Consider the following 22,109-nt stretch of genomic DNA (forward strand, 5'->3'; position numbering starts at 1 on the left):
GTTCGGATCCCGGTCAGCGGCCGGGGCGTACCGTCAGGTCGTTGATCTCCGCGTCGCGGGGCAGGTCGAGGGCCATGAGGATGCTCGTCGCGACGGACTCGGGGTCGATCCACTTCGAGGCGTCGTACTCCTTGCCCTCCTGCTGGTGGACCTTGGCCTGCATGGGGCTCGCGGTGCGGCCGGGATAGACGGTCGTGACGCGGACGCCGTTCGCGTGCTCCTCGTTGCGCAGGGAGTCCGCGAGGGCCTTCAGGCCGTGCTTGGAGGCCGCGTACGCGGACCAGCCGGCGGAGGCGCTGAGGCCCGCGCCGGAGTTGACGAAGATCACATGGCCCTGGGTGACGCGGAGTTGGGGCAGGAAGTGGCGGGTCAGCTCGGCGGGCGCGATCAGGTTCACGTCGAGCTGGTGACGCCACGTCTTGGGAGTCAGCTCGCCGACCGGGCCGAGGTCGACGACACCCGCGATGTGCATCAGCGAGTCGATCCGGTCGGGCAGCGTCTGGTGCGAGAACGCCCAGGAGAGCCGGTCCGGGTCCGCGAGGTCGCCGACCAGGGTCCGGGCCCCGGGGAACTCCGCGGCCAGCTCCTTCGCGCGGCCCGCGTCGCGCGCGTGCAGGACGAGTTCGTCCCCGCGCGCGTGCAGGCGGCGGGCGACGGCCGCGCCGATGCCGGAACCGGCCCCGGTGATCAGGTGAGTAGGCATGCCCGCCATGCTCGCACGGGCGTCCCCCTCCCCCGCCGTGCCCTACAACCGGTGCCCCCGGGCCCGCTGTGTGCCCCGGCGGCTCACTGCGTGCCCTGGCTCTCCTCCAGGTAGGCCAGCGCCCCGACGGGCTCCTCGGCGAAGAACACGAGCTCCGTGAGGGGCAGCGGCAGGAAGCCCTCGTCCTCCATACGGCGGAACTGCTCCTTCAGGCCGTCGTAGAAGCCCGCGGTGTTGAGCAGGACGACCGGCTTGTCGGTGTGCCCGTGCTTCTTCAGCTCCAGGATCTCCGTCGCCTCGTCGAGCGTGCCCGTGCCGCCGACCATGATCACGACGGCGTCGGCCTTCTCCAGGAGCAGTGCCTTGCGCTCGGCGAGGTCTGCCGCGATGACCATCTCGTCGGCGCCCTTGCGCGCCTTGGCAGCCAGGAACTCCACGGAGACGCCCAGCAGCCGCCCTCCGGCCTCCTGCACACCGTCGGCGACGACCTTCATGAGCCCGACGTCCGAACCGCCCCACACCAGCGTGTGCCCGCCCTTGCCGAGCAGCTCGGCGAACTCGCGGGCGGGGCGGGTGTAGCGCTCGTCGAGGTCGGCGGCCGAGAGGAAGACGCAGATATTCATGGCTCCACGCTACGACCCGGCTCTGACATCGCCATCACGCGCATCCGCGACTGACGGTGCGGCAGGGCCTCCCAGTCCTCCATGAAGCGCGCCGACAGGCCGTGGGTCGCGGCGAGTCCGACGAGGGTCTGCGTGCGGTAGTAGAAGTCCTCGCGCAGGACCTGGTGTTCCCTGCCCTCGGTCCGGTCGAAGGTGAAGTCGAAGAAGCCGCCCGGCGCCAGAATCCGGCCGACGTGCGCGAAGCACTCCTCGATGACGTGCGGCGGCGAGTGCGAGAACACGCTGTGCGCGTGCACCACGTCGAAGTGCGCGTCAGGCAGGAACGCGAACGTCAGGTCGTCGGTGAGCGTCAGATACGGAAGCCGGTCCTGAAGACCCTCCCGTACGAGGGTGTCCTGGGCCGCGATGAGGATGTCCGGCGAGATGTCGATCCCGTAGTAGTGGCCGCTCTCCAGGTAGTCGATGAACAGCCGCCCGGCGCGCAGGTTCCCGCAGCCGATCTCCAGCATCCGGTGCTCCGGCTTCAGCCCGTGCCCCGTCAGGTAGTCGAACTGCATCCGGCCGATCTGCGTCCACCGGTCGCGCGACGGGTTGTGCCCCACCGCCGACTCGGCGCCGCGCGCGGTGTCCGAGGCCATCACGGCCCGGTAGTACGCGATGTGGTCATGGCCGTACCGCAGCCGCAGCCAGGCGTCACGCGTGGCGCGGCGCGCGTGCGCGGGGACCCTCTCGGGATACCGCAGGGCGTATCGCACCTGGTGGGCCAGTGTCGTGCGGTTGCGGGTCAGGCGCGTGGCTCCCATGAGGACCTCCGCCGGAGAGAAACCAAGGAGAAGAGACGGACGAAAAGCCGGGGACGACGGGGAAGAACACGACAGCAGCCTGCGCTGTACCGGACGAGACCGCTACCTGAGGAGGCCGAAAAGCCGTGACCCAAGGCCACCGCATCACCATTGAGCAGGGCACCGAGCACGTCCGTGTCGTGCACGGCGGACAGGTGCTCGCCGAGAGCACACGCCCGCTGCTGCTGCGCGAGACGGGCCTGCCCGTGCGCTACTACCTCCCCGCGGAGGACGTACGCCTCGATCTGCTGACCCCGTCGGAGACCCGTACCCACTGCCCCTTCAAGGGTGACGCGTCCTACTGGTCGCTGCCGGACGCTCCCGACCTTGTCTGGACATACCCCGACCCCAAGCCGGAGGTCGCCGAGATCAAGGACCACCTGTGCTTCTACGAAGTAGAAGCCGTCTGACCCCGTCCGCGAACGGATCCATGTCCCACCGATGAGTTCCGGGCCGCCCGGCAGTCCTCACAGGCATGGAGAAGAAGACGATCTCGCGCGATGGGACGCCCATCGCGTACGAAGTCAGTGGTGAGGGCCCGGCGGTCATCCTCGTGACCGGGGCGATGGCCACGGGAGCTTCCGACGCGCCCCTGGCCTCGCTCCTGTCGGACCGGTTCGCCGCGGTCGTGTACGACCGCAGGGGCCGCGGCGAGAGCGGTGACACGCAGCCCTTCGAGGTGGCCCGGGAGGTCGAGGACATCGCGGCCCTCATCGAGGCCACGGGCGACGGAAGCGCGGCCCTGTACGGCATGTCCTCGGGCGCCGCGCTGGTCCTGGAGGCGGCGGCGAGCGGGCTGCCGGTCGGCAAAGTGGCCGTCTACGAGCCGCCGTTCGCCGTCTACGAAGGGGGCGAAAAACAGCGCGCGGAGTACACCGAGCGCCTCACCCAGCTGCTGGCGCAGGACAGGCGCGGAGACGCGGTGGAGCTGTTCATCGCCCTGACCGGGGCGCCCCCCGAGGTCATCAGGGGCATGCGGCACTCCGCCGTGTGGCCGGCCCTGGAGGCGGTCGCCCCGACCCTCGCGTACGACAACGCCGTGATGGGCGACGGACTGGTGCCCCGCAAGCGCCTCGCGTCCGTCCCCGTGCCCGTACTGGCCCTGGCGGGCGGCGCGAGCCCCGAGTGGATGCGCGAGGCCGCCCGGGCCACCGCGGAGGCGGCACCGGACGGAACGTACCGCGTGCTCGACGGTCAGACTCACGTGGTGGATCCGGGGGTCCTGGCACCGGCGCTGGCGGAGTTCTTCGCCGGGTAGCCGTACCGCCGTGCGGTGCGGTGCCTGGCCGGGTCAGGCCAGTGCGGTCGCCGCGCGCGTAGTCGTCGCGATCGTCGCCGAGCCCACCACTCGGGTGTCGTCGTAGAGGACGATCGCCTGGCCGGGGGCGACGCCGCGGACGGGCTCGGTGAAGCGCACCCGGAGCTCGCCGTCGACGAGTTCGGCGCTGACCGTGGTCTCGCCGCCGTGGGCGCGGAGCTGGGCGGTGTACGTACCCGGGCCGGCCGGAGCGGCACCGCACCAGCGGGGCTTGACGGCGGTCAGGGCCAAGACGTCCAGGGCGGCCGCCGGGCCGACCGTCACGGTGTTGTCCACGGGCGAGATGTCGAGGACGTACCGCGGCTTGCCGTCGGGAGCCGGGGTGCCGATGCGCAGGCCCTTGCGCTGGCCGATCGTGAAGCCGAACGCGCCCTCGTGGCTGCCGAGGACCGTGCCGGTCTCGTCCACGATGTCGCCCTCCGCCTTGCCGAGGCGGTTCGCGAGGAAGCCCTGGGTGTCGCCGTCGGCGATGAAGCAGATGTCGTGCGAGTCGGGCTTCTTGGCGACGGCGAGGCCCCGCTGCTCGGCCTCCGCGCGGATCTCGTCCTTCGTGGTGAGCGTGTCGCCGAGCGGGAAGAGCGCGTGCGCGAGCTGACGGTCGTCCAGCACACCGAGGACGTAGGACTGGTCCTTGGCCATGTCCGAGGCGCGGTGCAGCTCGCGCGTGCCGTCGTCGTTCACGATCACCTTGGCGTAGTGGCCCGTGCAGACCGCGTCGAAGCCGAGGGCGAGGGCCTTGTCGAGCAGGGCCGCGAACTTGATCTTCTCGTTGCAGCGCAGACAGGGGTTCGGGGTGCGGCCCGCCTCGTACTCCGCGACGAAGTCCTCGACCACGTCCTCGCGGAAGCGCTCGGCGAGGTCCCACACGTAGAACGGGATGCCGATGACGTCCGCGGCGCGGCGGGCGTCGCGCGAATCCTCGATGGTGCAACAGCCACGCGCGCCCGTGCGGAACGATTGCGGGTTCGCCGAGAGAGCGAGGTGGACTCCGGTCACGTCATGCCCTGCTTCCGCGGCACGGGCGGCGGCGACGGCGGAGTCCACACCACCGGACATGGCGGCCAGTACGCGAAGGGGGCGCTGCGAGGTCTCAGTCATAACCCTTCAAGGGTACGGGTCCGCGGGAACCGGAACCCACGAGTATCCGTTCGACTAGACATGCACGATCAGGGTGGGGATACGGGCAAGGACACGGACCGGCGCATCGGGCGCCGTGCGCTGCTCATCGGCGGGGCCACCGCGGCCGCGGCCGCGGTGGGCACGGCCGTGCTGGCCCAGGACGAGCTGAAGCGCATGTGGTGGCGGCTGCCGAGCGTGGAGAAGCCGCGCACGGACGGCGAGGTCGACTTCCGGGGCGCGCGCTGGGTGGCGGCCTCCTCGTCGAACTGGCGTATGGCCGACCGGCCCGACGACTTCGGCATAGACCGCGTGATCATCCATGTCACACAGGGCAGTTACGCGAGCGCGGTGAAGGTCTTCCAGAACCCCGCGCACGGCGCCGCGACGCACTACATCGTCCGCCAGGACGGCGGCGTAACACAGATGATCCGCGAGCTGGACGTCGCCTTCCACGCGGGCAACCGCGACTTCAACGAGCGGAGCGTCGGTATCGAGCACGAGGGCTTCGTGGACCGCCCCGAGGACTTCACCGACGCGATGTACGAGGCCTCGGCCCGTCTGACGGCCCGTATCTGCGCCCGGTACGGCATCCCGGTCGACCGGGAGCACATCATCGGCCACGTCGAGGTCCCGGGCACGGACCACACGGACCCGGGCCCGCACTGGGACTGGAAGCGGTACATACCCCTGGTGCGCGAGGCGGCCGAGCGGTCGGCCTCCCCGTCGGCGGAACCGTCCACACGCAGCGCGTAGACGAGCGCCCCCTTTTAGGGGCGCGGGGAACTGCGCGACCAACCCCCACCGGCCCGCAGCTACAAACCGGCCCGTCTCAGAACCGCACATCCAGCGGAGCGTCTAGCTCAGCCCCGCCGTCCGCGCCCTCTCCACCGCCGGCCCGATCGCCTTCGCGACCGCCTCGACGTCCGTCTCCGTCGAGGTGTGGCCGAGGGAGAAGCGGAGCGTGCCGCGGGCGAGGTCGGGATCGGTGCCCGTGGCGAGGAGGACATGGCTCGGCTGGGCCACCCCCGCCGTGCACGCGGAGCCCGTGGAGCACTCGATGCCCTGCGCGTCGAGCAGCAGGAGCAGCGAGTCGCCCTCGCAGCCGGGGAACGTGAAGTGGGCGTTGGCCGGCAGCCGGCCCCCGCTCGCCGGGTCCCCGCCGAGGATCGCGTCCGGCACGGCCTGGCGGACGGCGTCGACCAGTTCGTCGCGCAGCCCGCCGATCTCGCGGACGAACCACTCGCGCTGCTCGGCGGCGGTCCGGCCCGCCACGGCGAACGCGGCGACGGCGGGCACGTCCAGGGTCCCGGAGCGTACGTGCCGCTCCTGGCCCCCGCCGTGCAGGACCGGTACGGGGCTGTACTCACGGCCCAGCAGCAGCGCCCCGATGCCGTACGGGCCGCCGATCTTGTGGCCCGAGACGGTCATCGCGGCGAGGCCCGAGGCGCCGAAGTCGACGGGGACCTGTCCGAAGGCCTGGACGGCGTCGGCGTGCAGCGGGATGTCGAACTCCCCTGCCACGTCGGCCAGTTCGCGGACCGGCATGACCGTGCCGATCTCGTTGTTCGCCCACATGACGGTCGCGAGGGCGACGTCGTCGGGGTTGCGCGCGATGGCCTCGCGGAGGGTGTCGGGGTGGACGCGGCCGTACCGGTCGACGGGGAGGTACTCGACCGTGGCGCCCTCGTGCTCGCCGAGCCAGTGGACCGCGTCGAGGACCGCGTGGTGCTCCACGGGGCTCGCGAGGACCCGAGTGCGGGCCGGGTCGGCGTCGCGGCGGGCCCAGTACAGGCCCTTCACGGCGAGGTTGTCCGCCTCGGTGCCGCCGGAGGTGAAGACCACCTCGCTCGGGCGGGCGCCCAGGGCGTCCGCGAGGGTTTCGCGGCCTTCCTCGACCGTGCGGCGGGCGCGGCGGCCGGCGGCGTGCAGGGAGGATGCGTTGCCGGTGACGGAGAACTGCGCGGTCATTGCCTCGACCGCCTCCGGGAGCATCGGGGTGGTCGCGGCGTGGTCGAGGTATGCCATGGTAGGCCCGATTCTAGGGCCCGCTGTCTGATGGGCTGGTCGGGCGGGGGTTGTTTGTACGGGCCCGGTGCCGGGGTGCCCCACCGGGGCTCTTGCTCAGCCCCTCTTGACCAGGCACCCGGCGCTAGTGGCTGTGCCCACCCGTTCCGCCCTGCGGAACGCCTGCCCACAGCAGTAGCAGCGGTGGCGGCAGCGTGAACCTCAGAAGCTCCACGACAGCGTGCTGTCCGCCGACATGAAGGCCAGTAGGACCAGGAGGTCGGCGATTCCCAGGCCCAGGCCGAGGTAGGCGCGGCCGCGGCGGGTGGTGCGGCGGTAGAGGGCCGCCGAGGCGAGGGCGATGGAGATGGGGCCCAGGAAGATGTTCAGGGCCAGCAGGCCGACGAGGCCGAGGATGAACGACGCGACGGCCATGCCGTCGGCGTCACGGACGGTGCTCCGGCGCCGCGGGGCGGCGGTGGTGAGTTCCATGTGTCTGCTCCCAACAGGCAGTCGAACAGTCAGGTGAGCGTGGGTGATCGCGAGTTCGGGCGGTTCAGTTCGACGTCTCGCGGCGCCGGCCGTGGCGCTCGCGGACCGCGAAGACGGCCAGCCACACGCCGATGACCGCGGCGGCGACGAGGGTGAAGGACAGCGGGGCGTGGGCCACGGTGCCGAGCATGAGGCCCAGCAGCAGGAGCGCTGCGACGAGGAACAGCATGAGATGCCTCTCGTGGAAGTCCGGCGAGCCGCCGTGTCCGCTCCGCACAGCTCCGTACGGTCCGGATGCCCCCGGATGTTTCCGGGACCCGACAACTCGGTGAACGCTTGTGGTTACAGTTGTTCACTGACTCCAGAGTCTAGCGCGCCGCACGACTTTCCCAATACAGAGAACAGTTGTTAACTACATGGCATGAGTCACACCCTCGGCGTCCGGCAGGCCCAGAAGCAGAAGACCCGACAGGCGTTCCTGGACGCCGCGTTGAGCCTGCTGGAGGAGCAGAGCCTCAGCAGCCTGGGCCTGCGCGAGGTCACCCGGGCCGTCGGCGTCGCCCCGACCGCCTTCTACCGGCACTTCCACTCGACCGCGGATCTCGGAGTCGCCCTGGTCGAGGAGGCGCTGGGCAGTCTGCACCCGATGATCGCCGGCACGGTGTCGGCCTCCGGCGACAGCGACGAACGTATAGACCGTGCCGTCGCCCTGATCGCCCGTCATGTGCGCGAGCATCCCGCGCACATCCGGTTCATCGCACGCGAGCGCAACGGCGGTGTGCAGAAGGTCCGTTCCGCGATTGCGGAGCAGATGGCCCGGTTCACCGACGAGGTGAAGGCCGAACTGGCCAAGCAGCCCGAGTCCGCCGGCTGGAGCGACGACGACCTGCTGATGCTCGCCGGTCTGTACGTCGACCAGATGCTGATGACCGCCAGTACGTTCCTGGAGGCGGCCCCCGAGGAACTGGACCAGGTCGCCCGGGTGGCCACCCGCCGGATGCGGCTGATCAGCATCGGCCGCCGCCACTGGCTGGGCTGACGCCCCGCGATTCGACTGGCCCGCACGCGCGAAGGGCGCGTACGACACCGCCGTACGCGCCCTTCGCGCCCTTCACCACCGGCCGCGAGCGGATCAGCCCTGAGCCTGCTGCCCCTGCCCCTGCTGGCCACCGGCCCCACAGCCACCGCCCGGACCGCCACCCTGCCCGCCGCCGGGACCGCCGCCCTGGCCCGGACCGCCACTGGCCGCCCCCGACGGCATCCCGGAGGGCGCGCCCGACGGGGCCTTGGCCGTGGCCGCACCTGACGGCGCTCCCGAGGGTGCTCCCGAAGACCCCCCGGACGGCGCACCGCTCGGCGCACCCGACGGAGCCCCGCTCGGCGCACCCGACGGCGCCTGGCAACTCTGCTGCCCCGAGGTGCCGTTGCCGTTGCCGTTGCCCGAGGACGAGGAGTCGTCCGAGCCGGATCCACAGGCCGTCAGGAGCAGCGGGGACAGCACCAACAGGGCGACGGCGGGGACATGGCGTACACGCTTCATGAGGACAACTCCCGGATTCTGAGCGGTTTCTGAGAGCTGCATGCAACCAACCGCCCATGTGCCTCGATTGGGTTCACGCTGTGCCCAGCCTGTGGCTCCGGCACAGACCGGCTCAATCACCCCCTAGCCCGAACCCCATCTATCCGAGCCGCACCCTTGCCAGCTGACGTGACTGCGCGACCAGTCGGTCCCTGCTGTCCCAGACCTCCGCGTCCTCCTCCAGGAAGCCGCCCGCGAGGTTGCGGGTGGTGATGGAGACGCGGAGGGGGCCCGGGGCCGGACGGCAGCGTACGTGCACGGTCAGTTCGACGGTCGGGACCCAGCCGGACAGGCCGAGTTCGAAGGCGGTCGGCGGCAGCGCGTCCACCGCGAGGAGCAGCGAGAGGGGGTCCGGGTCGCGGCCGTCGGCGAGGCCGAACCAGGACCGCATCTCACCCTTGCCGGACGGCGATCCGAGGGCCCAGCCCAGGGTGGCGGGGTCGAGCTTGAGCATCAGCCGGTCGGCGATGGCGGAGCTGCCGGAGACGGGGGCGGGTCCGTCCTCGGGTCCGAAGCACTGGTCCATGGGAGGAATCGCGGGCGGCCGGGCCGTCGTACGGACGTCGTCGGGCAGGCCGTCGAGGTCCCCGTACGAGGCGAGCACGCGGATCCGCTCGACCTCGCGGCCCTGGTCGTCGTACTGGAACAGCGACGCCTGGCCGGTGGAGAGGGTGCGGCCGGTGCGTACGACGTCGGTGCGGACGACCGCCGGGCCCGGCTGGGACGCGGTGAGGTAGTGCGCGGAGATCGTGAACGGGTCGGCGTGCGGCAGGGCGTCGGCGAGCGCGCGGCCGAGGACCGCGAGCAGGTAGCCGCCGTTGACGGCGCTGATGATCGTCCACCCGGCGGACAGGTCGATGTCGTAGACGCCGGGCGCGCGACGGGTGACCGCGGTGTCGCGGTCGAACTCGCTGTCGCCGATCCTGGCCCGTACCGCATGCACGGAAGCTGCTTCTGACATGCCTGAACGGTACAACAGGTGATTACTAAGCAGTAGCTTTTTCTGTTTCGATCACGTGAAACGCCCCGTGTCCCGCCTCACTCCGACACCTCGACCGCCGTCGAGCGCCGGTGCCACGCCCGGGGCGCGCGCCAGTGGTACCGCATCGCGAGCAGCCGCAGCGTGAAGGCCGTGACGACGGCGAGCGCGGAGGTGAAGGTGTTCAGGGCGTCGTAGCGGATGCACAGGGCGACCATCGCGCTGCCGACGATGGCGGGCACGGCGTAGAGGTCGCGGTCCCAGCGCAGCAGCGAGGGGACCTCGTTGGCGAGGACGTCCCGCAGCACACCGCCGCCGACCGCGGTCGCGAGTCCGAGGGTCGCCGAGGCGGTGAGGCCGAGCCCGTACTCGTACGCCTTCGTCGTGCCCGCGACGCAGAAGAGGCCGAGGCCGGCCGCGTCGAAGATGTTCACCCCGAGCTGGATCCGCTCCACCTCGGGGTGGAGGAAGAAGACCAGCAGGGCGGCGAGCAGCGGAGTGAGGAAGTACCCCAGGTCCGTGAAGGCCGCGGGCGGCACGGCTCCGATGATCAGGTCGCGGAACAGCCCGCCGCCCAGCGCGGTGACCTCGGCGAGGACGGCGATGCCGAAGACGTCGAAGTTCTTGCGCACGGCCAGCAGGGCACCGGAGATCGCGAAGACGAAGATGCCGACCAGGTCGAGTGTGTGCTGGACGGACGGGGTGAAGAGTTCCTGAATCACCCGAACATTCTCGCCCAGCACAGAGCCCCTGCCTTCCATTGCAAGGCAGGGGCTCGGTGTTACTTACTTCTCCTTGGCTGGAGTCTCTCCCTCGGAGGCCTCGGAGGCTTCATCGGCTTCGGAGGCGGCCTCGGGGCCAGCGTCCTTCACCGGTGTGTCCTCGGAAGCCGGGGCCTCCTTGGTGACCGCCGCCACCTCGGCCGCGACCGCCGCCGACGTGGCCGCGGACTCCGCGAGCACCTCGTCGGCCACCAGCTCCGCCGCCTCCTTCGCGGCGGTCAGCAGCACGGTGTCCTGCGGGGCCTGGTCCTCGAAGTTCTCGGGGTGGTGGCAGGCGACCTGCTGACCGGGCTTCAGCTCCAGGAGCGGCGGCTCGGTGGTCGTGCAGATCTGCGTGGCCTTCCAGCACCGCGTGTGGAAGCGGCACCCGCTCGGCGGCGAGATCGGCGAGGGCACATCGCCCTTGAGCAGGATGCGCTCGCTCTTGGCCGACTTGCGCCGGGGGTCCGGGATCGGCACCGCCGACATCAGCGCCTTGGTGTACGGGTGCATCGGCGCCTTGTACAGCGACTCGCGGTCGGCCAGCTCGACGATCTTGCCGAGGTACATCACGGCGATACGGTCCGAGACATGGCGTACGACGGAGAGGTCGTGCGCGATGATCACGTACGTGAGGCCCAGCTCCTGCTGGAGGTCGTCCAGCAGGTTCACCACCTGCGCCTGGATCGACACGTCGAGCGCGGAGACCGGCTCGTCCGCCACGACCATCTTCGGGTTGAGCGCGAGCGCGCGGGCGATGCCGATGCGCTGGCGCTGGCCGCCGGAGAACTCGTGCGGGTAGCGGTTGTAGTGCTCGGGGTTGAGACCGACCACCGACAGCAGCCGCTGGACCTCCTTCTTGATGCCGCCCTCGGGCATGACGCCCTGGAGCTTGAAGGGGGCGCTGATGATCGTGCCGATCGTGTGGCGCGGGTTCAGCGACGAGTACGGGTCCTGGAAGATCATCTGGACGTCACGGCGCATCGGGCGCATGCCCGCGACGCTGAGGTGCGTGATGTCCTTGCCCTCGAACTCGACCTTGCCCGCGGTCGGTTCGAGCAGCCGCGTGATCAGCCGGCCCATCGTCGACTTGCCGCAGCCCGACTCGCCCACGACACCGAGCGTCTCGCCGGACCTGACCTCGAAGTCGATGCCGTCGACCGCCCGCACCGCGCCGACCTGCCGCTGGAGCAGGCCCTTGCGGATCGGGAAGTGCTTCTGCAGGCCGGTCACCTTCAGGAGCGTCTCGCCGGGGGCGGCGTCCTTGGTGAGGGTCGCCACGCCGTCGCTCTGCGCGGGGATGACCACGGGTTTGTCCTCTGCTTTGTCACTCACAGCTTCGGCGCAATCTCTTCGGTCCAGATCCGTTCCCGCTGCTCCTGCGTCATGTGGCAGGCGGCCCAGTGCTGGCTGCCGACCTCGGTCAGCTCGGGGCGGACCGTGCGGGTGACGTTGTCCTTGGGGACGTCCGCGTACGAGCAGCGCGGGTTGAAGGCGCAGCCCGAGGGGATGTTGATCAGCGAGGGCGGGGAACCCTTGACCGGGATCAGCCGCTCGGTCTGCTCACGGTCCAGGCGCGGCATGGAGCCGAGCAGGCCCCAGGTGTAGGGGTGCCTGGGCTCGTAGAAGACCTTCTCGGCCGGGCCCCGCTCGATGCAGCGGCCGCCGTACATCACCAGGATGTCGTCGGAGAGCTCGGCGACGACGCCCAGGTCGTGGGTGATGATGATGACCGCGGAGCCGAACTCCTGCTGCAGGTCCCGGATGAGGTCGAGGATCTGCGCCTGGACGGTCACGTCCAGGGCGGTCGTCGGCTCGTCCGCGATCAGCAGCTCGGGGTTGTTGACCAGCGACATCGCGATCATCGCGCGCTGGCGCATACCGCCGGAGAACTCGTGCGGATAGCTGTCGACCCGCTTGTCCGGCTGAGGGATGCCGACCCGGTCGAGCATCTCGATGGCACGCCTGCGCGCCACCTTCTTGTCGACCTTGTGGTGGATCCGGTAGGCCTCCACGATCTGCTGGCCGATCGTGTAGTACGGGTGCAGCGCCGACAGCGGGTCCTGGAAGATCATCGCCATCTCGCGGCCACGCAGCTTGCGCACGTAGTCCGGGTCGGCGGAGAGCAGTTCCGTGCCGTCGAGCCAGATCTCGCCGGAGATCTGCGCCTTGCGCTTGCCGTACTGGCCCGCGGTGTGCAGGCCCATGATGCCGAGCGAGGTCACCGACTTGCCCGAGCCGGACTCGCCCACGATGCCGAGGGTCTTGCCCTTCTCCAGCGTGAAGCTGAGCCCGTCGACGGACTTGACCAGGCCGTCGTCGGTCGGGAAGTGCACCTTCAGGTCGCGGACTTCGAGGAAGGCGGAGGGGGCGGGCGAGTCCTTGACGGGCTCGCTCACCGCGGCTCCACTCTTGCTGAGTTCGGTCATGAGAGCCTCACTCGGGGGTCGATCACGGCGTACAGCAGGTCCACCAGGAGGTTCGCGACGATCACCGCGAGCGAGGTGATCAGCGTGACGCCCAGGATGACGGGCAGGTCCTTGTCGCTGATCGCCTTGAGAACCGCCTGCCCGAGGCCGGGAAGGCTGAACGTGGTCTCGGTGAGGATCGCGCCGCCGATCAGGGCGCCGAGGTCCATGCCGAGCATGGTGAGGATCGGCGTCATGGTGGAGCGCATCGCGTGCTTGCCGATGACGACGGGTTCGCGCAGGCCCTTGGCGCGGGCCGTGCGGATGTAGTCCTCGCCCAGGACCTCCAGCATGGTGGCTCTGGTGATCCGGGCGTACATCGCCGCGTAGAGGAAGGCCAGCGTGACCCAGGGCAGGATCATGCCGCCGAACCAGCCGGTGAAGCTCTCCTCGATGGGTACGTACTGGGCGTCGATCCAGCCCAGTCCGTAACTGAAGATCGCGAGCGACAGCAGGCCGGTGAAGTAGATGGGGAGCGAGACGCCGCCGAGGGCGACGATCATCGCGCCACGGTCCCAGAGGGAACCGCGCTTGAGCGCGGAGAGCACGCCCGCCGCGACACCGAAGATCAGCCACAGGATGGCGGCACCGAGCGCGAGAGCCAGGGTCACTGGGAAGCGGTCGGTGAGAACCGGCCAGATGGCCTGCTCGTTGCGGAAGGAGTAGCCGAAGCAGGGGGCCGCGCAGTTCGTGACGTCGCCGCCGGCCGCGTAGGTGCGCCCGACGAAGAGGCCTTTGAAGAACTCCCAGACCTGGGCGAAGATCGGGTCTGCCAGACCGAGCTTCTGCCGCACGGCCTCGATCGCCGCGGGGTCGGCCTGCTTGCCCACGAACATCGTGGCCGGGTCCACGCCCGCCCAGCGGGGGACGAGGAAGAAGATGCCGAAGACCACCAGAATGATGACCACCAGCATCACTGCGGCGGCGAAGAGCCGCCTGATGAGGTATGCGAGCACTGCTCTCGGCCCGGCGGCGGTGCCGCGGGCCACCGGAGGTCATCCGGTGGCCCGCGGGTCACGCCGCGCCGGCCTTCACCTGCCTTTCGTGCCGTATGGCGGGTGCGCCGGTCGGTGTTACTTCTTCAGGCCGAGGTTCACGAAGTCGTACTGACCGCTGTAGTTGTCGGTCGTGTAGACGTTCGCGAGCCGGCTGGAGCGCCAGTTGATGAACTTCTCGAACACGAAGGGCAGGTAGTACGCGCCCTCCGAGACCTTGTGGTTGATCTCCGTGGAGATCTCGACCTTCTTCGCCTCGTCGAGCTCCTTGACGTAGTCGTCGAAGAGACCGTCGATCGTCTTGTCCTTGATCAGGGCGAAGTTGTTGTTGCCGCTCTCGAGGATGTACTTGCTGTCCCACAGCGGCATGCCGTAGCCCTGGACGGTCGGGAAGTCCGGACCCCAGCCCATGATGATGATGCCGTAGCCCTTCTTCTTCACGTTCTCGGGGCTACCGATGATGCCGGTCGTCTGGGCACCGTCGAACTGGTCGATGTCGACGGTGATGCCGACCTTCTTCAGCGAGGCCTGGAGGGACTCGGCCGTGGCGACCTCGACCGGCTTGTTGTTGCGGACCGCGATGGTGGTCTTGAAGCCGTTCGGCTGACCGCAGGCCTTGAGCTCTTCCTTGGCCTTGGCGACGTTGCCGTTCTTGTTCGTCGTGGCCGACTCGTACGGGTCGTACTTCTGGCCCTCGGAACCGGGGACGGACGGCGGCAGCATGTTGGTGCCGATGTCGCCACCGGCGACCGGGCCACCGCGAGCGGTCTGCAGCGACTCGTGGTCGGCGCCGTAGATCACGGCCTTGCGGCAGTGCTCGTTGTCGAACGGCTTGACGCTCTGCGGGAAGACCGCGTAGCGGATGTAGCCGGAGACCGGGTTGTCCAGGTTGGCCTTGTGCTGCTTCAGGGCGGTGGTGCGGCCCTGCGGGGACAGACCGGTCTGGCCGATGTCCAGGTCGTAGTCGCCGTTGATCAGACGCTGGTCCATGTCATTGGCGTTGGTGAACAGCGTCAGCGAGATCTTGTCCGGGTACGCCTTGCGGACCGGGTCCGAGGACTGCTTCCAGTTCTCGTTGCGGACCAGGACCAGCTTCTTGTTCGGCGTGTACGACTCGAACTTGTACGGGCCGGAGGAGAAGGGCTTCAGGCCGTACTTCGACTTGGTGTCCTTGTCCTGACGGACCGGGGACGCCGAGGTCAGGCCGAGGATGTCCTCGAAGTCCGAGTTCGCCTCGGGCAGCTTGAAGACGATGGTCTTGTCGTCGGGCGTCTCGATCGCCTTCAGACCGAGCTTGTCCTTGGACTTGTCCTTGTACGGGCCCGGGTACTCGCCCTTGGGGTCCAGGACGTCCTTCAGGTAGACCGGACCGCCGGACAGGACGTCCTGCGCCCAGACGCGCTCGATGCCGTACTTGACGTCCTTGGAGGTGATGGGCTTGCCATCCTCCCAGGTGACGCCGTCACGCAGCGTGTACGTGTAGGTCTTGCCGTCCTCGGAGATCTTCGCCGTGCTGGTCGCGAGGTCGGGGGTGACCTCGGCGCCCTTGGCTCCGGGCTCCGCCTTGCCGGTCACCAGCGTGCGGCTGTAGTACCGCATGAAGTTCCAGGCGAAGCCGTAGTAGCCACGCGTGGTGTCCCACGAGTCGGCGTCCTGGGCGCCCGCGAACTTCAGCTCGCCGCCCTTCTTGGCGAGGGAGGCCTGCGCGACCTTGTTGTTGGCTGCGTTGAAGCCGGCCGCGCCGTTCTTCGAGCCGCCGTCGTCGTCGCTGCCGCCGCCGCACGCCGCCGTGGACAGCAGCGCAGCGACCACGGCTGCGGCGGCCGCGGCCTGCTTGCGCCGCCCTGTGGTGCGTTGGGTACTCACTCGGATCCTCCGATATGTAGCGGCCCGTCGACAGATGACGGGGCCCTGGGGGTACGGCAGTTCAGCGGGAACCCTTCGGGTCGAGCGCATCGCGTACGCCGTCGCCGAAGAGGTTGAAGGAGAGCACGGTGATGAAGATCGCTACACCCGGGATCACCATGTACATGGGGTCCGAGTCGTAGTAGTCGATCGCGGAGGAGAGCATCTGTCCCCAGGAGGCGGTGGGCGGCTTGACGCCCACGCCCAGGAAGCTGAGCGCCGCCTCGGTGAGGATATTGGTCGGGATCATCATCGTCGTGTACACGATGATGGGCGCGACGAGGTTGGGCAGCAGCTCCTTGAACAGGATGTAGAACCGCCCGGCCCCGAGGCTGCGCGCGGCCTCCACGTACTCGCGCTCACGCAGGGACAGCGTCTGACCGCGCACCACGCGTCCCACATAGGGCCAGCCGAAGAAGCCGATCACCAGGATCATGACGAACAGGCGCACGCCCGTACCCGTCAGGCCCAGCATCTCGTTCGGCATGACCGAGACCAGCGCGATGATGAAGAGCAGCTGCGGGAAGGCCAGCAGGCCGTCCATCACGCGGCTGATGAAGGCGTCGACCCAGCCGCCGAAGTAGCCGGCGAGAACGCCGAGCACGGTGCCGAGCACCACGGCCACCAGGGCCGACAGGAAGCCGACGAGCAGCGAGATACGGGCGCCGTAGACGATCCGGGCGAAGATGTCGCGGCCGCTGACCGGTTCAACGCCGAGAAGGTGGTCTCCGCTGATTCCACCGAAGGACCCGGTGGGGGTCGAGAAGAGCGGATCGATCAGGTCCTCGTGGTGGGACTCGGGGTCCTGCCCGACCAGGTTCGTGATCACGGGAGCGAGCAGCGCGATCGCGATCAGCACGAGAACGATGACGCCGCCCGTCAGGGCGAGCTTGTCCCGCTTCAGGCGCTCCCAGGCGATGCGGCCGAGGGAACGACCCTGTACCGCCTTCGCCTCGGCGGAGCCGGCTACGAGCGCCGCCTCCTCGGCCGCGCTCGGGGCGGCTTCGGCCGTCGGCTCGTGCAATGGTGCCGTCATCGTGGCAGGGACCCCTCTCAACCGGCGGTAGCCGGCCCACACTTGCCGCTTGTAGCGGCGTGATCAGTCCGTCGTACACGGGGGATAAACCCCCTGGACCGGGAGTCTTCAACGCCTCGGCGATCTGTTGCCAGACCTGACGGTGAATGGATGCGCAAACGTGATGCTGTCAGGAGGGTTCCGTTATCCGAACGCCGGGTAACGGGGGTCGGACGCGGGAGTTTTGGTACGAAAGGGGCCTCGCAGCCCATTTACCCGCGTAGATCGGGACATACCGCCCAGGGGTGATGCGGGAGAGGGAGCCGATGCTCCACAGGTTGGACTCGACCTGACCCGGATCGTCTCAGGTGCTTCGCCCGGGCGCTTCGACCGGATCGTCTCAGGTGCGTCGACCGGGTAGTTCGACCCGATCGTCTCAGATGCTTCGATTCGTCTCAGTAGGTGCCCGGGAATCCGTATCCGCCGGCCGCCGGCGCCTGGGCGGGCGCCGCGTGGGCCTCACGATCGTAGAACGGCCGCGCGTTGATCCGCAGCCACAGGGCCACCGGGTCGTACTCGTCGGACATCGCGACCGTCGACACCGGCAGACCGTCCGGCACCGCGCCGATGGACTGCTGCATCATCGCCCGCACCGAGTCCACGGCGGGCGGGCTGGTGTCGTACACATCAAGCCCGATGGCGAGATACGGCGCCCCGAGCGCGGGCTGCACCCAGGCGCGGCGGAGCGATCTGACAGCTGCGGTCCGGTGCGCGTTCTGCGTGAGCAGGGCGTAGAACTGCGGGATCTCGATGCCCGGCTCGGACAGCCTGAGCGGGCCCGCGGGCTGCCGCTCCAGGCCGGTCGAGATACGGCGCAGATCCAGCCAGGGGATGCCGACGCCGCCGCCCGGCGCATGCGGGTTCAGCCACAGGCCGTAGTGGTCGGGGTAGAGGGTGCGGGCCACGTCGAGCCCGTCGACCACCTCGTACGAACGGTTCCAGCCGCTCGCCGAGAGCTCCTGGGCGGAGGTCACACAGGGCGCGTAGCCGAAGCCCTCGACCTCCATGTTCCCGTACTGGGCGTCGGGCGAGCCCGCCTGGCCGTGCCAGAGCAGCATCCAGACCTGGCCGGACGACGGGGTCGCGAGGGCGCGCAGAAGCGCCTCGTAGGCGTCGTAACGCCCGGGCGTCACTTGGCGCAGCATGTGCTCGACCTGCCCGGCCGCGGCCGTGCCCGACGCGCTCACCTTCTACCGCCCCTTCGTGACATCCCTGACATACAGGTCCATTCGACGGGGCGCTGTGCTCGCTTGAACATGGCACCACCCCGACGAGCCATGAAACCAGCTTAAGTGGCGATCCCGACAGCACCGTTGCGCTCCGCTGGGTTTGGTGTTGAGAGCTCGGGGCTTTCTGCTGTCAGCCGGCCGCGGGTCGGGGGTGGCTGAGCGCGCCGTTCCCCGCGCCCCTTCGGGGCGCGCCCTTGCCGGGCGGCGAGAACTAGTGGGCCCCGGTGTAGAACGGGCGCACCTGCGTCCGCAGCCAGTCGCCCACCGGGTCCTGGGCCACGTCCAGGAAGACGAGGTTCACCGGGTGGGGCACGGGGACCTGGCCGAGGGCGCGGCCCACGGCGTCCAGGGGGAGGGCGCGGGCGTCGTCGTGCCAGTGGGCCAGCTCCACGCCGATGAACATCACGGGGTCGCCGCCCTCGATGCTCGCCAGACAGCGGCGGGCGCTCAGGACGACACCGGTCGCGGCGAACTCCGCGGAGGCGGCGGCCAGGAAGTCCACCGGGTCGTGCTGCCAGTCCGGCTGGAACAGCCGCACCCGGCCGCCGCTCGCCTGCCCGTCCAGCTCCGTACGTCCGGTCCGGCACAGCTCGGCCACGGCGGGCGGCGGCAGCGGCACCCCGACCGTGCCGTCCGGGTTCACCACGATGCCCACCTGGGGCGGCAGCCCGCGCGCGAACTCGACGGCGGGCGCCACCGTGTACGACAGGTGGTCGCCGACGACCTGGCGGAACTGCTGCTCCGAGCTGAAGACCGGCACGTACGCCTGCCCGCCGAACTCCATCGTGGGCAGGTCGAGCGGGCCGCTGTGCGGGCCGCCGCCCTCGGGCAGCGGCACCCAGAGGAAGCTGCGGCCCATGACCTCCACGATCCGGGCTCCCGCCGAAGGCGACGCCGCGCCGAGGGAGGCGGCCAGTACCGCCTCCAACTCGTTGCCGGGCCAGCCGACATGGGGGTGTGGGTGTGCTTGCACCGGAATGTCCTGTGCCGGGAAGTCCATCTCTCTACCGCCTGCTCGAACCGCCGTCTGCGGCTGTCGAGATTACGCGCACGCGCCCTCCCCCGCCGCAGTCCGTCCGGTCGCCGGGACCTCAGTCGCCGAAGTCGACCCGCCGCAGCACGTCCGCCGCCGCCCGGTCGATGAGCACCGCCGAGCCGCAGCCCTCCGGCAGGTCGCCCTTCTCCACGGAACGCAGCAGCCGGCGGAACGCGCCGCGGTGCCGCGCGAACGCGTACCGCGAGACACCGCGGCCCCGCTCACGCTGGCCGTCCAGGGCCGTGCCCGGGTCCACGTCGAGCAGCAGCAGGTGCAGGGTGCCGCCGCGCCGCCGGGCGTCCCGGGCCAGCCAGCTGCGCACCCAGGCCTGCGTCCCGCAGTCGTGCACCACGACCCCCTCGCCGGACCGCAGGGCCCGGCGCAGGCCCGCGTAGTGCGCGGCGCGGACCAGGGGCCGGTAGACCGCGTACGGCAGGAAGCGGGCCAGCCGGCCGTCCCAGCGGTCGCGGGTGTCCTGGGAGTCGATGCGGCGGCCCGTCACCGCCCGGCGCATCAGGGTCGACTTGCCGCTGCCGGGCAGGCCCGTGACCACCACCAGGTCGGACGTGCCGAAGCGGAGGCCGTGCGGGCTGTGGCCCGCGCGCTCCCGCAGGTCGCGGACGACGGGCGCCTGAAGCGGGCCGCACGCCTCCCCGGCCGGGGCAGTGGGCTGCTTGGGCAGCGCGATGGCCGCGCTCGTGGCGTACGCCGTGGTCCTGTTCACCCTGATCGTCCTCCCCATGGGGTCGGGAGACCCATCCCCGTCGAGTGTAAAGAGAAGGTAATGCGCTGGTCCCCTCATTTCTGTTCTCGTCCTGCCACAGCCCCGTCACAGATCGCTGTGGATGCCTGTGGACCCTGTGCGGACGCCGTGCGGCCGGGCCGTGACGCCGTGCACCGCCCCCTCGCGAAGAGTCCCCTGCCGCGCCGCTCCGATGCGTGCAATGATGTGCCCGCCAACTGCATACCGGCCGCTTGAATCCGCGCGGGAGAGTTCCGGACACGTTTTTTCGTACGTGGTCCGGGCGCCGAAGGAGCAAGTCCCTCCCTTGAATCTCTCAGGCACCGTTACCGCGCGGGCGAGGCACATCTGAAAAGCGGGCCGTCTCCCTGTCAGCAGGGCTTCGGCTCCACCCAAGGTGCAAGTCAGTGACCGTCCGGCCGACCGGTGGTCACGGCGAACCTCTCAGGTTCCGATGACAGATGGGGAGGAACGACCTCGCCGTCATGCCTTGGGAGCCCCACCGTGAGCAGTAACGCCCCCGTTGAACCGCGCCATACCGCGCTCGACGCCCTCCATCGTTCGCTCGGCGCGACGATGACCGATTTCGCCGGCTGGGACATGCCCCTGCGATACGGCTCCGAGCGCGACGAGCACCTCGCCGTACGCACCCGGGCCGGGCTCTTCGACCTCTCCCACATGGGCGAGATCACCGTGACCGGGCCTCAGGCGGCCGCGCTGCTCGACTTCGCGCTGGTCGGCAACATCGGGGGCGTGAAGCCCGGACGGGCCCGCTACACGATGATCTGCCGGGCCGACGGCGGCATCCTGGACGACCTGATCGTCTACCGGCTGGCGGAGACCACGTACATGGTCGTCGCCAACGCCTCCAACGCCCAGACCGTCCTGGACTCGCTCGTGGAGCGGGCGGAGGGCTTCGACGCCGAGGTCCGCGACGACCGCGACGCGTACGCCCTGCTCGCGATCCAGGGCCCCGAGTCCCCCGGCATCCTCAAGTCCCTCACCGACGCCGACCTGGACGGCCTGAAGTACTACGCCGGCCTGCCCGGCACGGTCGCGGGCGTCCCCGCGCTGATCGCGCGCACCGGCTACACCGGCGAGGACGGCTTCGAGCTGTTCGTGGCTCCGGCCGACGCCGAGAAGCTGTGGCAGGCACTGACCGACGCGGGCACCCCCGTCGGGCTCGTCCCCTGCGGCCTCTCCTGCCGGGACACCCTGCGCCTGGAGGCGGGCATGCCGCTGTACGGGAATGAGCTGAGCACCTCGCTCACCCCCTTCGACGCCGGGCTCGGCCGGGTCGTGAAGTTCGAGAAGGAGGGCGACTTCGTGGGGCGCGAGGCGCTGACCGCGGCCGCCGCCCGGGCCGAGTCGCAGCCCCCGCGCGTCCTCGTCGGCCTGATCGCCGAGGGCCGCCGTGTGCCGCGCGCCGGATACCCGGTCGTCGCCGACGGCAAGGCCGTCGGCGAGGTCACCTCGGGCGCGCCCTCGCCGACCCTGGGCAAGCCGATCGCGATGGCGTACGTCGACGCCGCGCACTCCGCACCCGGCACGCCCGGTGTCGGCGTGGACATCCGGGGCAGCCACGAGCCGTACGAGGTCGTGGCGCTGCCCTTCTACAAGCGCCAGAAGTGACACTGGTCCGCAAGCGTCAGAAGTGACATCGGTCGGCACGAGTCGAAAGTGACACCGGACGGTCGGCGTCAGAAGTGACACCGGTCGGCCGGCGTCGGAAGTGACACCGGTTCGCAGGCCCTGTGCGACACCGGTCGGCAGCGTCAGAAGTGACCCGGAGCACATCCGCCCAGGTCACCCCCAGTCCCCCTGCATCAGCACTCCCCCGCGTACAGGAGAATTCAGGCCATGAGCAACCCCCAGCAGCTGCGCTACAGCAAGGAGCACGAGTGGCTGTCGGGCGCCGAGGACGGCGTCTCGACGGTCGGCATCACCGAGCACGCGGCCAACGCGCTCGGCGATGTGGTGTACGTCCAGCTCCCGGAGGTGGGTTCCGCGGTGACCGCGGGCGAGACCTGCGGCGAGCTGGAGTCGACCAAGTCGGTGAGCGATCTGTACTCGCCCGTCTCCGGCGAGATCACCGAGATCAACCAGGACGTCGTGGACGACCCCGCGCTGGTGAACACCGCCCCGTTCGAGGGCGGCTGGCTGTTCAAGGTACGGGTCGCGGAGGAGCCGAAGGACCTGCTCTCCGCGGACGAGTACACCGAATTCTCCGGCAGCTAAG

At 69.9% G+C, this 22,109-nt stretch carries 24 protein-coding genes and 1 riboswitch; of the genes, 6 read left to right on the forward strand and 18 right to left on the reverse strand.

The window, feature by feature from the left end; translation table 11 throughout:
* Window positions 1–13 precede the first annotated feature (13 nt).
* The 3 genes from ACFWXQ_RS45780 to ACFWXQ_RS45790 form a co-directional block, all read right to left on the reverse strand.
* Window positions 14–712 carry an SDR family oxidoreductase gene (locus ACFWXQ_RS45780; protein WP_306937755.1) on the reverse strand — a complete coding sequence of 233 codons (699 nt, stop codon included), beginning with the start codon at window positions 710–712 and terminating at the stop codon, window positions 14–16.
* Window positions 713–786: 74 nt separating this feature from the next.
* A complete protein-coding gene (locus ACFWXQ_RS45785) occupies window positions 787–1,326 on the reverse strand; it encodes a TIGR00730 family Rossman fold protein (protein WP_383937980.1) in 540 nt (179 codons plus the stop codon).
* On the reverse strand, window positions 1,323–2,129 hold the full coding sequence (locus ACFWXQ_RS45790) for a class I SAM-dependent DNA methyltransferase (RefSeq protein WP_383937983.1): 807 nt from the start codon (window positions 2,127–2,129) through the stop codon (window positions 1,323–1,325). Before ACFWXQ_RS45790 ends, ACFWXQ_RS45785 begins: the two co-directional genes overlap by 4 nt.
* 125 nt (window positions 2,130–2,254) lie before the next feature.
* Here ACFWXQ_RS45790 and ACFWXQ_RS45795 point away from each other — a divergent pair, with 125 nt between their 5' ends.
* Entirely contained in the window at window positions 2,255–2,578 is a 324-nt protein-coding gene (locus ACFWXQ_RS45795) for a DUF427 domain-containing protein (RefSeq protein ID WP_383937985.1), read from the forward strand.
* 65 nt (window positions 2,579–2,643) lie between these two features.
* Window positions 2,644–3,426, forward strand: a complete 783-nt coding sequence (locus tag ACFWXQ_RS45800) for an alpha/beta fold hydrolase (protein ID WP_383937988.1) — start codon at window positions 2,644–2,646, stop codon at window positions 3,424–3,426.
* A gap of 33 nt (window positions 3,427–3,459) precedes the next feature.
* Here the strand turns inward: ACFWXQ_RS45800 and mnmA are convergent, their stop codons facing one another.
* Window positions 3,460–4,584 carry a tRNA 2-thiouridine(34) synthase MnmA gene (gene mnmA / locus ACFWXQ_RS45805; RefSeq protein WP_383937991.1) on the reverse strand — a complete coding sequence of 375 codons (1,125 nt, stop codon included), beginning with the start codon at window positions 4,582–4,584 and terminating at the stop codon, window positions 3,460–3,462.
* 60 nt (window positions 4,585–4,644) lie between these two features.
* On the opposite strand from mnmA, the gene ACFWXQ_RS45810 reads away from it, so the two are divergent.
* The gene (locus ACFWXQ_RS45810) at window positions 4,645–5,358 is read left to right on the forward strand and encodes an N-acetylmuramoyl-L-alanine amidase (RefSeq protein WP_383937994.1); all 714 of its coding nucleotides are present in this window, start codon (window positions 4,645–4,647) and stop codon (window positions 5,356–5,358) included.
* Window positions 5,359–5,460: 102 nt separating this feature from the next.
* Here the strand turns inward: ACFWXQ_RS45810 and ACFWXQ_RS45815 are convergent, their stop codons facing one another.
* The 3 genes from ACFWXQ_RS45815 to ACFWXQ_RS45825 all read right to left on the reverse strand — a co-directional run bounded on the left by ACFWXQ_RS45815 (window position 5,461) and on the right by ACFWXQ_RS45825 (window position 7,378).
* On the reverse strand, window positions 5,461–6,630 hold the full coding sequence (locus tag ACFWXQ_RS45815; protein WP_383937997.1) for a cysteine desulfurase family protein: 1,170 nt from the start codon (window positions 6,628–6,630) through the stop codon (window positions 5,461–5,463).
* Between the two features lie 201 nt (window positions 6,631–6,831).
* Window positions 6,832–7,101, reverse strand: a complete 270-nt coding sequence (locus tag ACFWXQ_RS45820) for a DUF4190 domain-containing protein (protein ID WP_383938000.1) — start codon at window positions 7,099–7,101, stop codon at window positions 6,832–6,834.
* 64 nt (window positions 7,102–7,165) lie between these two features.
* Complete coding sequence (locus tag ACFWXQ_RS45825) at window positions 7,166–7,378, reverse strand: hypothetical protein (protein ID WP_383397674.1); 213 nt, start codon at window positions 7,376–7,378, stop codon at window positions 7,166–7,168.
* A gap of 144 nt (window positions 7,379–7,522) precedes the next feature.
* On the opposite strand from ACFWXQ_RS45825, the gene ACFWXQ_RS45830 reads away from it, so the two are divergent.
* Window positions 7,523–8,140 carry a TetR family transcriptional regulator gene (locus ACFWXQ_RS45830; RefSeq protein ID WP_383938003.1) on the forward strand — a complete coding sequence of 206 codons (618 nt, stop codon included), beginning with the start codon at window positions 7,523–7,525 and terminating at the stop codon, window positions 8,138–8,140.
* A 93-nt stretch (window positions 8,141–8,233) separates the two neighbouring features.
* Here ACFWXQ_RS45830 and ACFWXQ_RS45835 read toward each other — a convergent pair whose 3' ends face one another.
* The 11 genes from ACFWXQ_RS45835 to ACFWXQ_RS45885 all read right to left on the reverse strand — a co-directional run bounded on the left by ACFWXQ_RS45835 (window position 8,234) and on the right by ACFWXQ_RS45885 (window position 19,852).
* The gene (locus tag ACFWXQ_RS45835; RefSeq protein WP_383938006.1) at window positions 8,234–8,641 is read right to left on the reverse strand and encodes a hypothetical protein; all 408 of its coding nucleotides are present in this window, start codon (window positions 8,639–8,641) and stop codon (window positions 8,234–8,236) included.
* A 139-nt stretch (window positions 8,642–8,780) separates the two neighbouring features.
* The gene (locus ACFWXQ_RS45840; RefSeq protein ID WP_383938009.1) at window positions 8,781–9,641 is read right to left on the reverse strand and encodes a thioesterase family protein; all 861 of its coding nucleotides are present in this window, start codon (window positions 9,639–9,641) and stop codon (window positions 8,781–8,783) included.
* A gap of 77 nt (window positions 9,642–9,718) precedes the next feature.
* Entirely contained in the window at window positions 9,719–10,420 is a 702-nt protein-coding gene (locus tag ACFWXQ_RS45845; protein WP_383938012.1) for a trimeric intracellular cation channel family protein, read from the reverse strand.
* A gap of 24 nt (window positions 10,421–10,444) precedes the next feature.
* On the reverse strand, window positions 10,445–11,728 hold the full coding sequence (locus ACFWXQ_RS45850; protein WP_383938055.1) for an ABC transporter ATP-binding protein: 1,284 nt from the start codon (window positions 11,726–11,728) through the stop codon (window positions 10,445–10,447).
* Window positions 11,729–11,751: 23 nt separating this feature from the next.
* Entirely contained in the window at window positions 11,752–12,849 is a 1,098-nt protein-coding gene (locus tag ACFWXQ_RS45855) for an ABC transporter ATP-binding protein (protein ID WP_328844656.1), read from the reverse strand.
* Complete coding sequence (locus ACFWXQ_RS45860; protein ID WP_362075764.1) at window positions 12,846–13,844, reverse strand: ABC transporter permease; 999 nt, start codon at window positions 13,842–13,844, stop codon at window positions 12,846–12,848. The genes ACFWXQ_RS45855 and ACFWXQ_RS45860 overlap by 4 nt, the downstream gene beginning before the upstream one ends.
* Before the next feature lie 117 nt (window positions 13,845–13,961).
* A complete protein-coding gene (locus ACFWXQ_RS45865; protein ID WP_383938014.1) occupies window positions 13,962–15,749 on the reverse strand; it encodes an ABC transporter substrate-binding protein in 1,788 nt (595 codons plus the stop codon).
* Between the two features lie 61 nt (window positions 15,750–15,810).
* Entirely contained in the window at window positions 15,811–16,824 is a 1,014-nt protein-coding gene (locus tag ACFWXQ_RS45870) for an ABC transporter permease (RefSeq protein WP_055614840.1), read from the reverse strand.
* A 434-nt stretch (window positions 16,825–17,258) separates the two neighbouring features.
* Window positions 17,259–18,050 carry an enhanced serine sensitivity protein SseB C-terminal domain-containing protein gene (locus ACFWXQ_RS45875; protein WP_383938019.1) on the reverse strand — a complete coding sequence of 264 codons (792 nt, stop codon included), beginning with the start codon at window positions 18,048–18,050 and terminating at the stop codon, window positions 17,259–17,261.
* A 253-nt stretch (window positions 18,051–18,303) separates the two neighbouring features.
* The gene (locus tag ACFWXQ_RS45880) at window positions 18,304–19,092 is read right to left on the reverse strand and encodes an enhanced serine sensitivity protein SseB (RefSeq protein WP_383938022.1); all 789 of its coding nucleotides are present in this window, start codon (window positions 19,090–19,092) and stop codon (window positions 18,304–18,306) included.
* 91 nt (window positions 19,093–19,183) lie between these two features.
* The gene (locus ACFWXQ_RS45885; RefSeq protein ID WP_383938025.1) at window positions 19,184–19,852 is read right to left on the reverse strand and encodes an AAA family ATPase; all 669 of its coding nucleotides are present in this window, start codon (window positions 19,850–19,852) and stop codon (window positions 19,184–19,186) included.
* Between the two features lie 252 nt (window positions 19,853–20,104).
* Window positions 20,105–20,212, forward strand: a riboswitch (glycine riboswitch).
* A gap of 162 nt (window positions 20,213–20,374) precedes the next feature.
* Between ACFWXQ_RS45885 and gcvT the strand changes: the two genes are divergently transcribed.
* Together gcvT and gcvH are read left to right on the forward strand one after the other, a co-directional pair.
* On the forward strand, window positions 20,375–21,502 hold the full coding sequence (gene gcvT, locus ACFWXQ_RS45890; protein WP_383938028.1) for a glycine cleavage system aminomethyltransferase GcvT: 1,128 nt from the start codon (window positions 20,375–20,377) through the stop codon (window positions 21,500–21,502).
* Between the two features lie 228 nt (window positions 21,503–21,730).
* On the forward strand, window positions 21,731–22,108 hold the full coding sequence (gene gcvH / locus ACFWXQ_RS45895; protein ID WP_200395756.1) for a glycine cleavage system protein GcvH: 378 nt from the start codon (window positions 21,731–21,733) through the stop codon (window positions 22,106–22,108).
* Window position 22,109: the final 1 nt, after the last annotated feature.

This window comes from Streptomyces sp. NPDC058697 (genome assembly GCF_042715345.1).
Classification (GTDB): Bacteria; Actinomycetota; Actinomycetes; order Streptomycetales; family Streptomycetaceae; genus Streptomyces; species Streptomyces liliifuscus.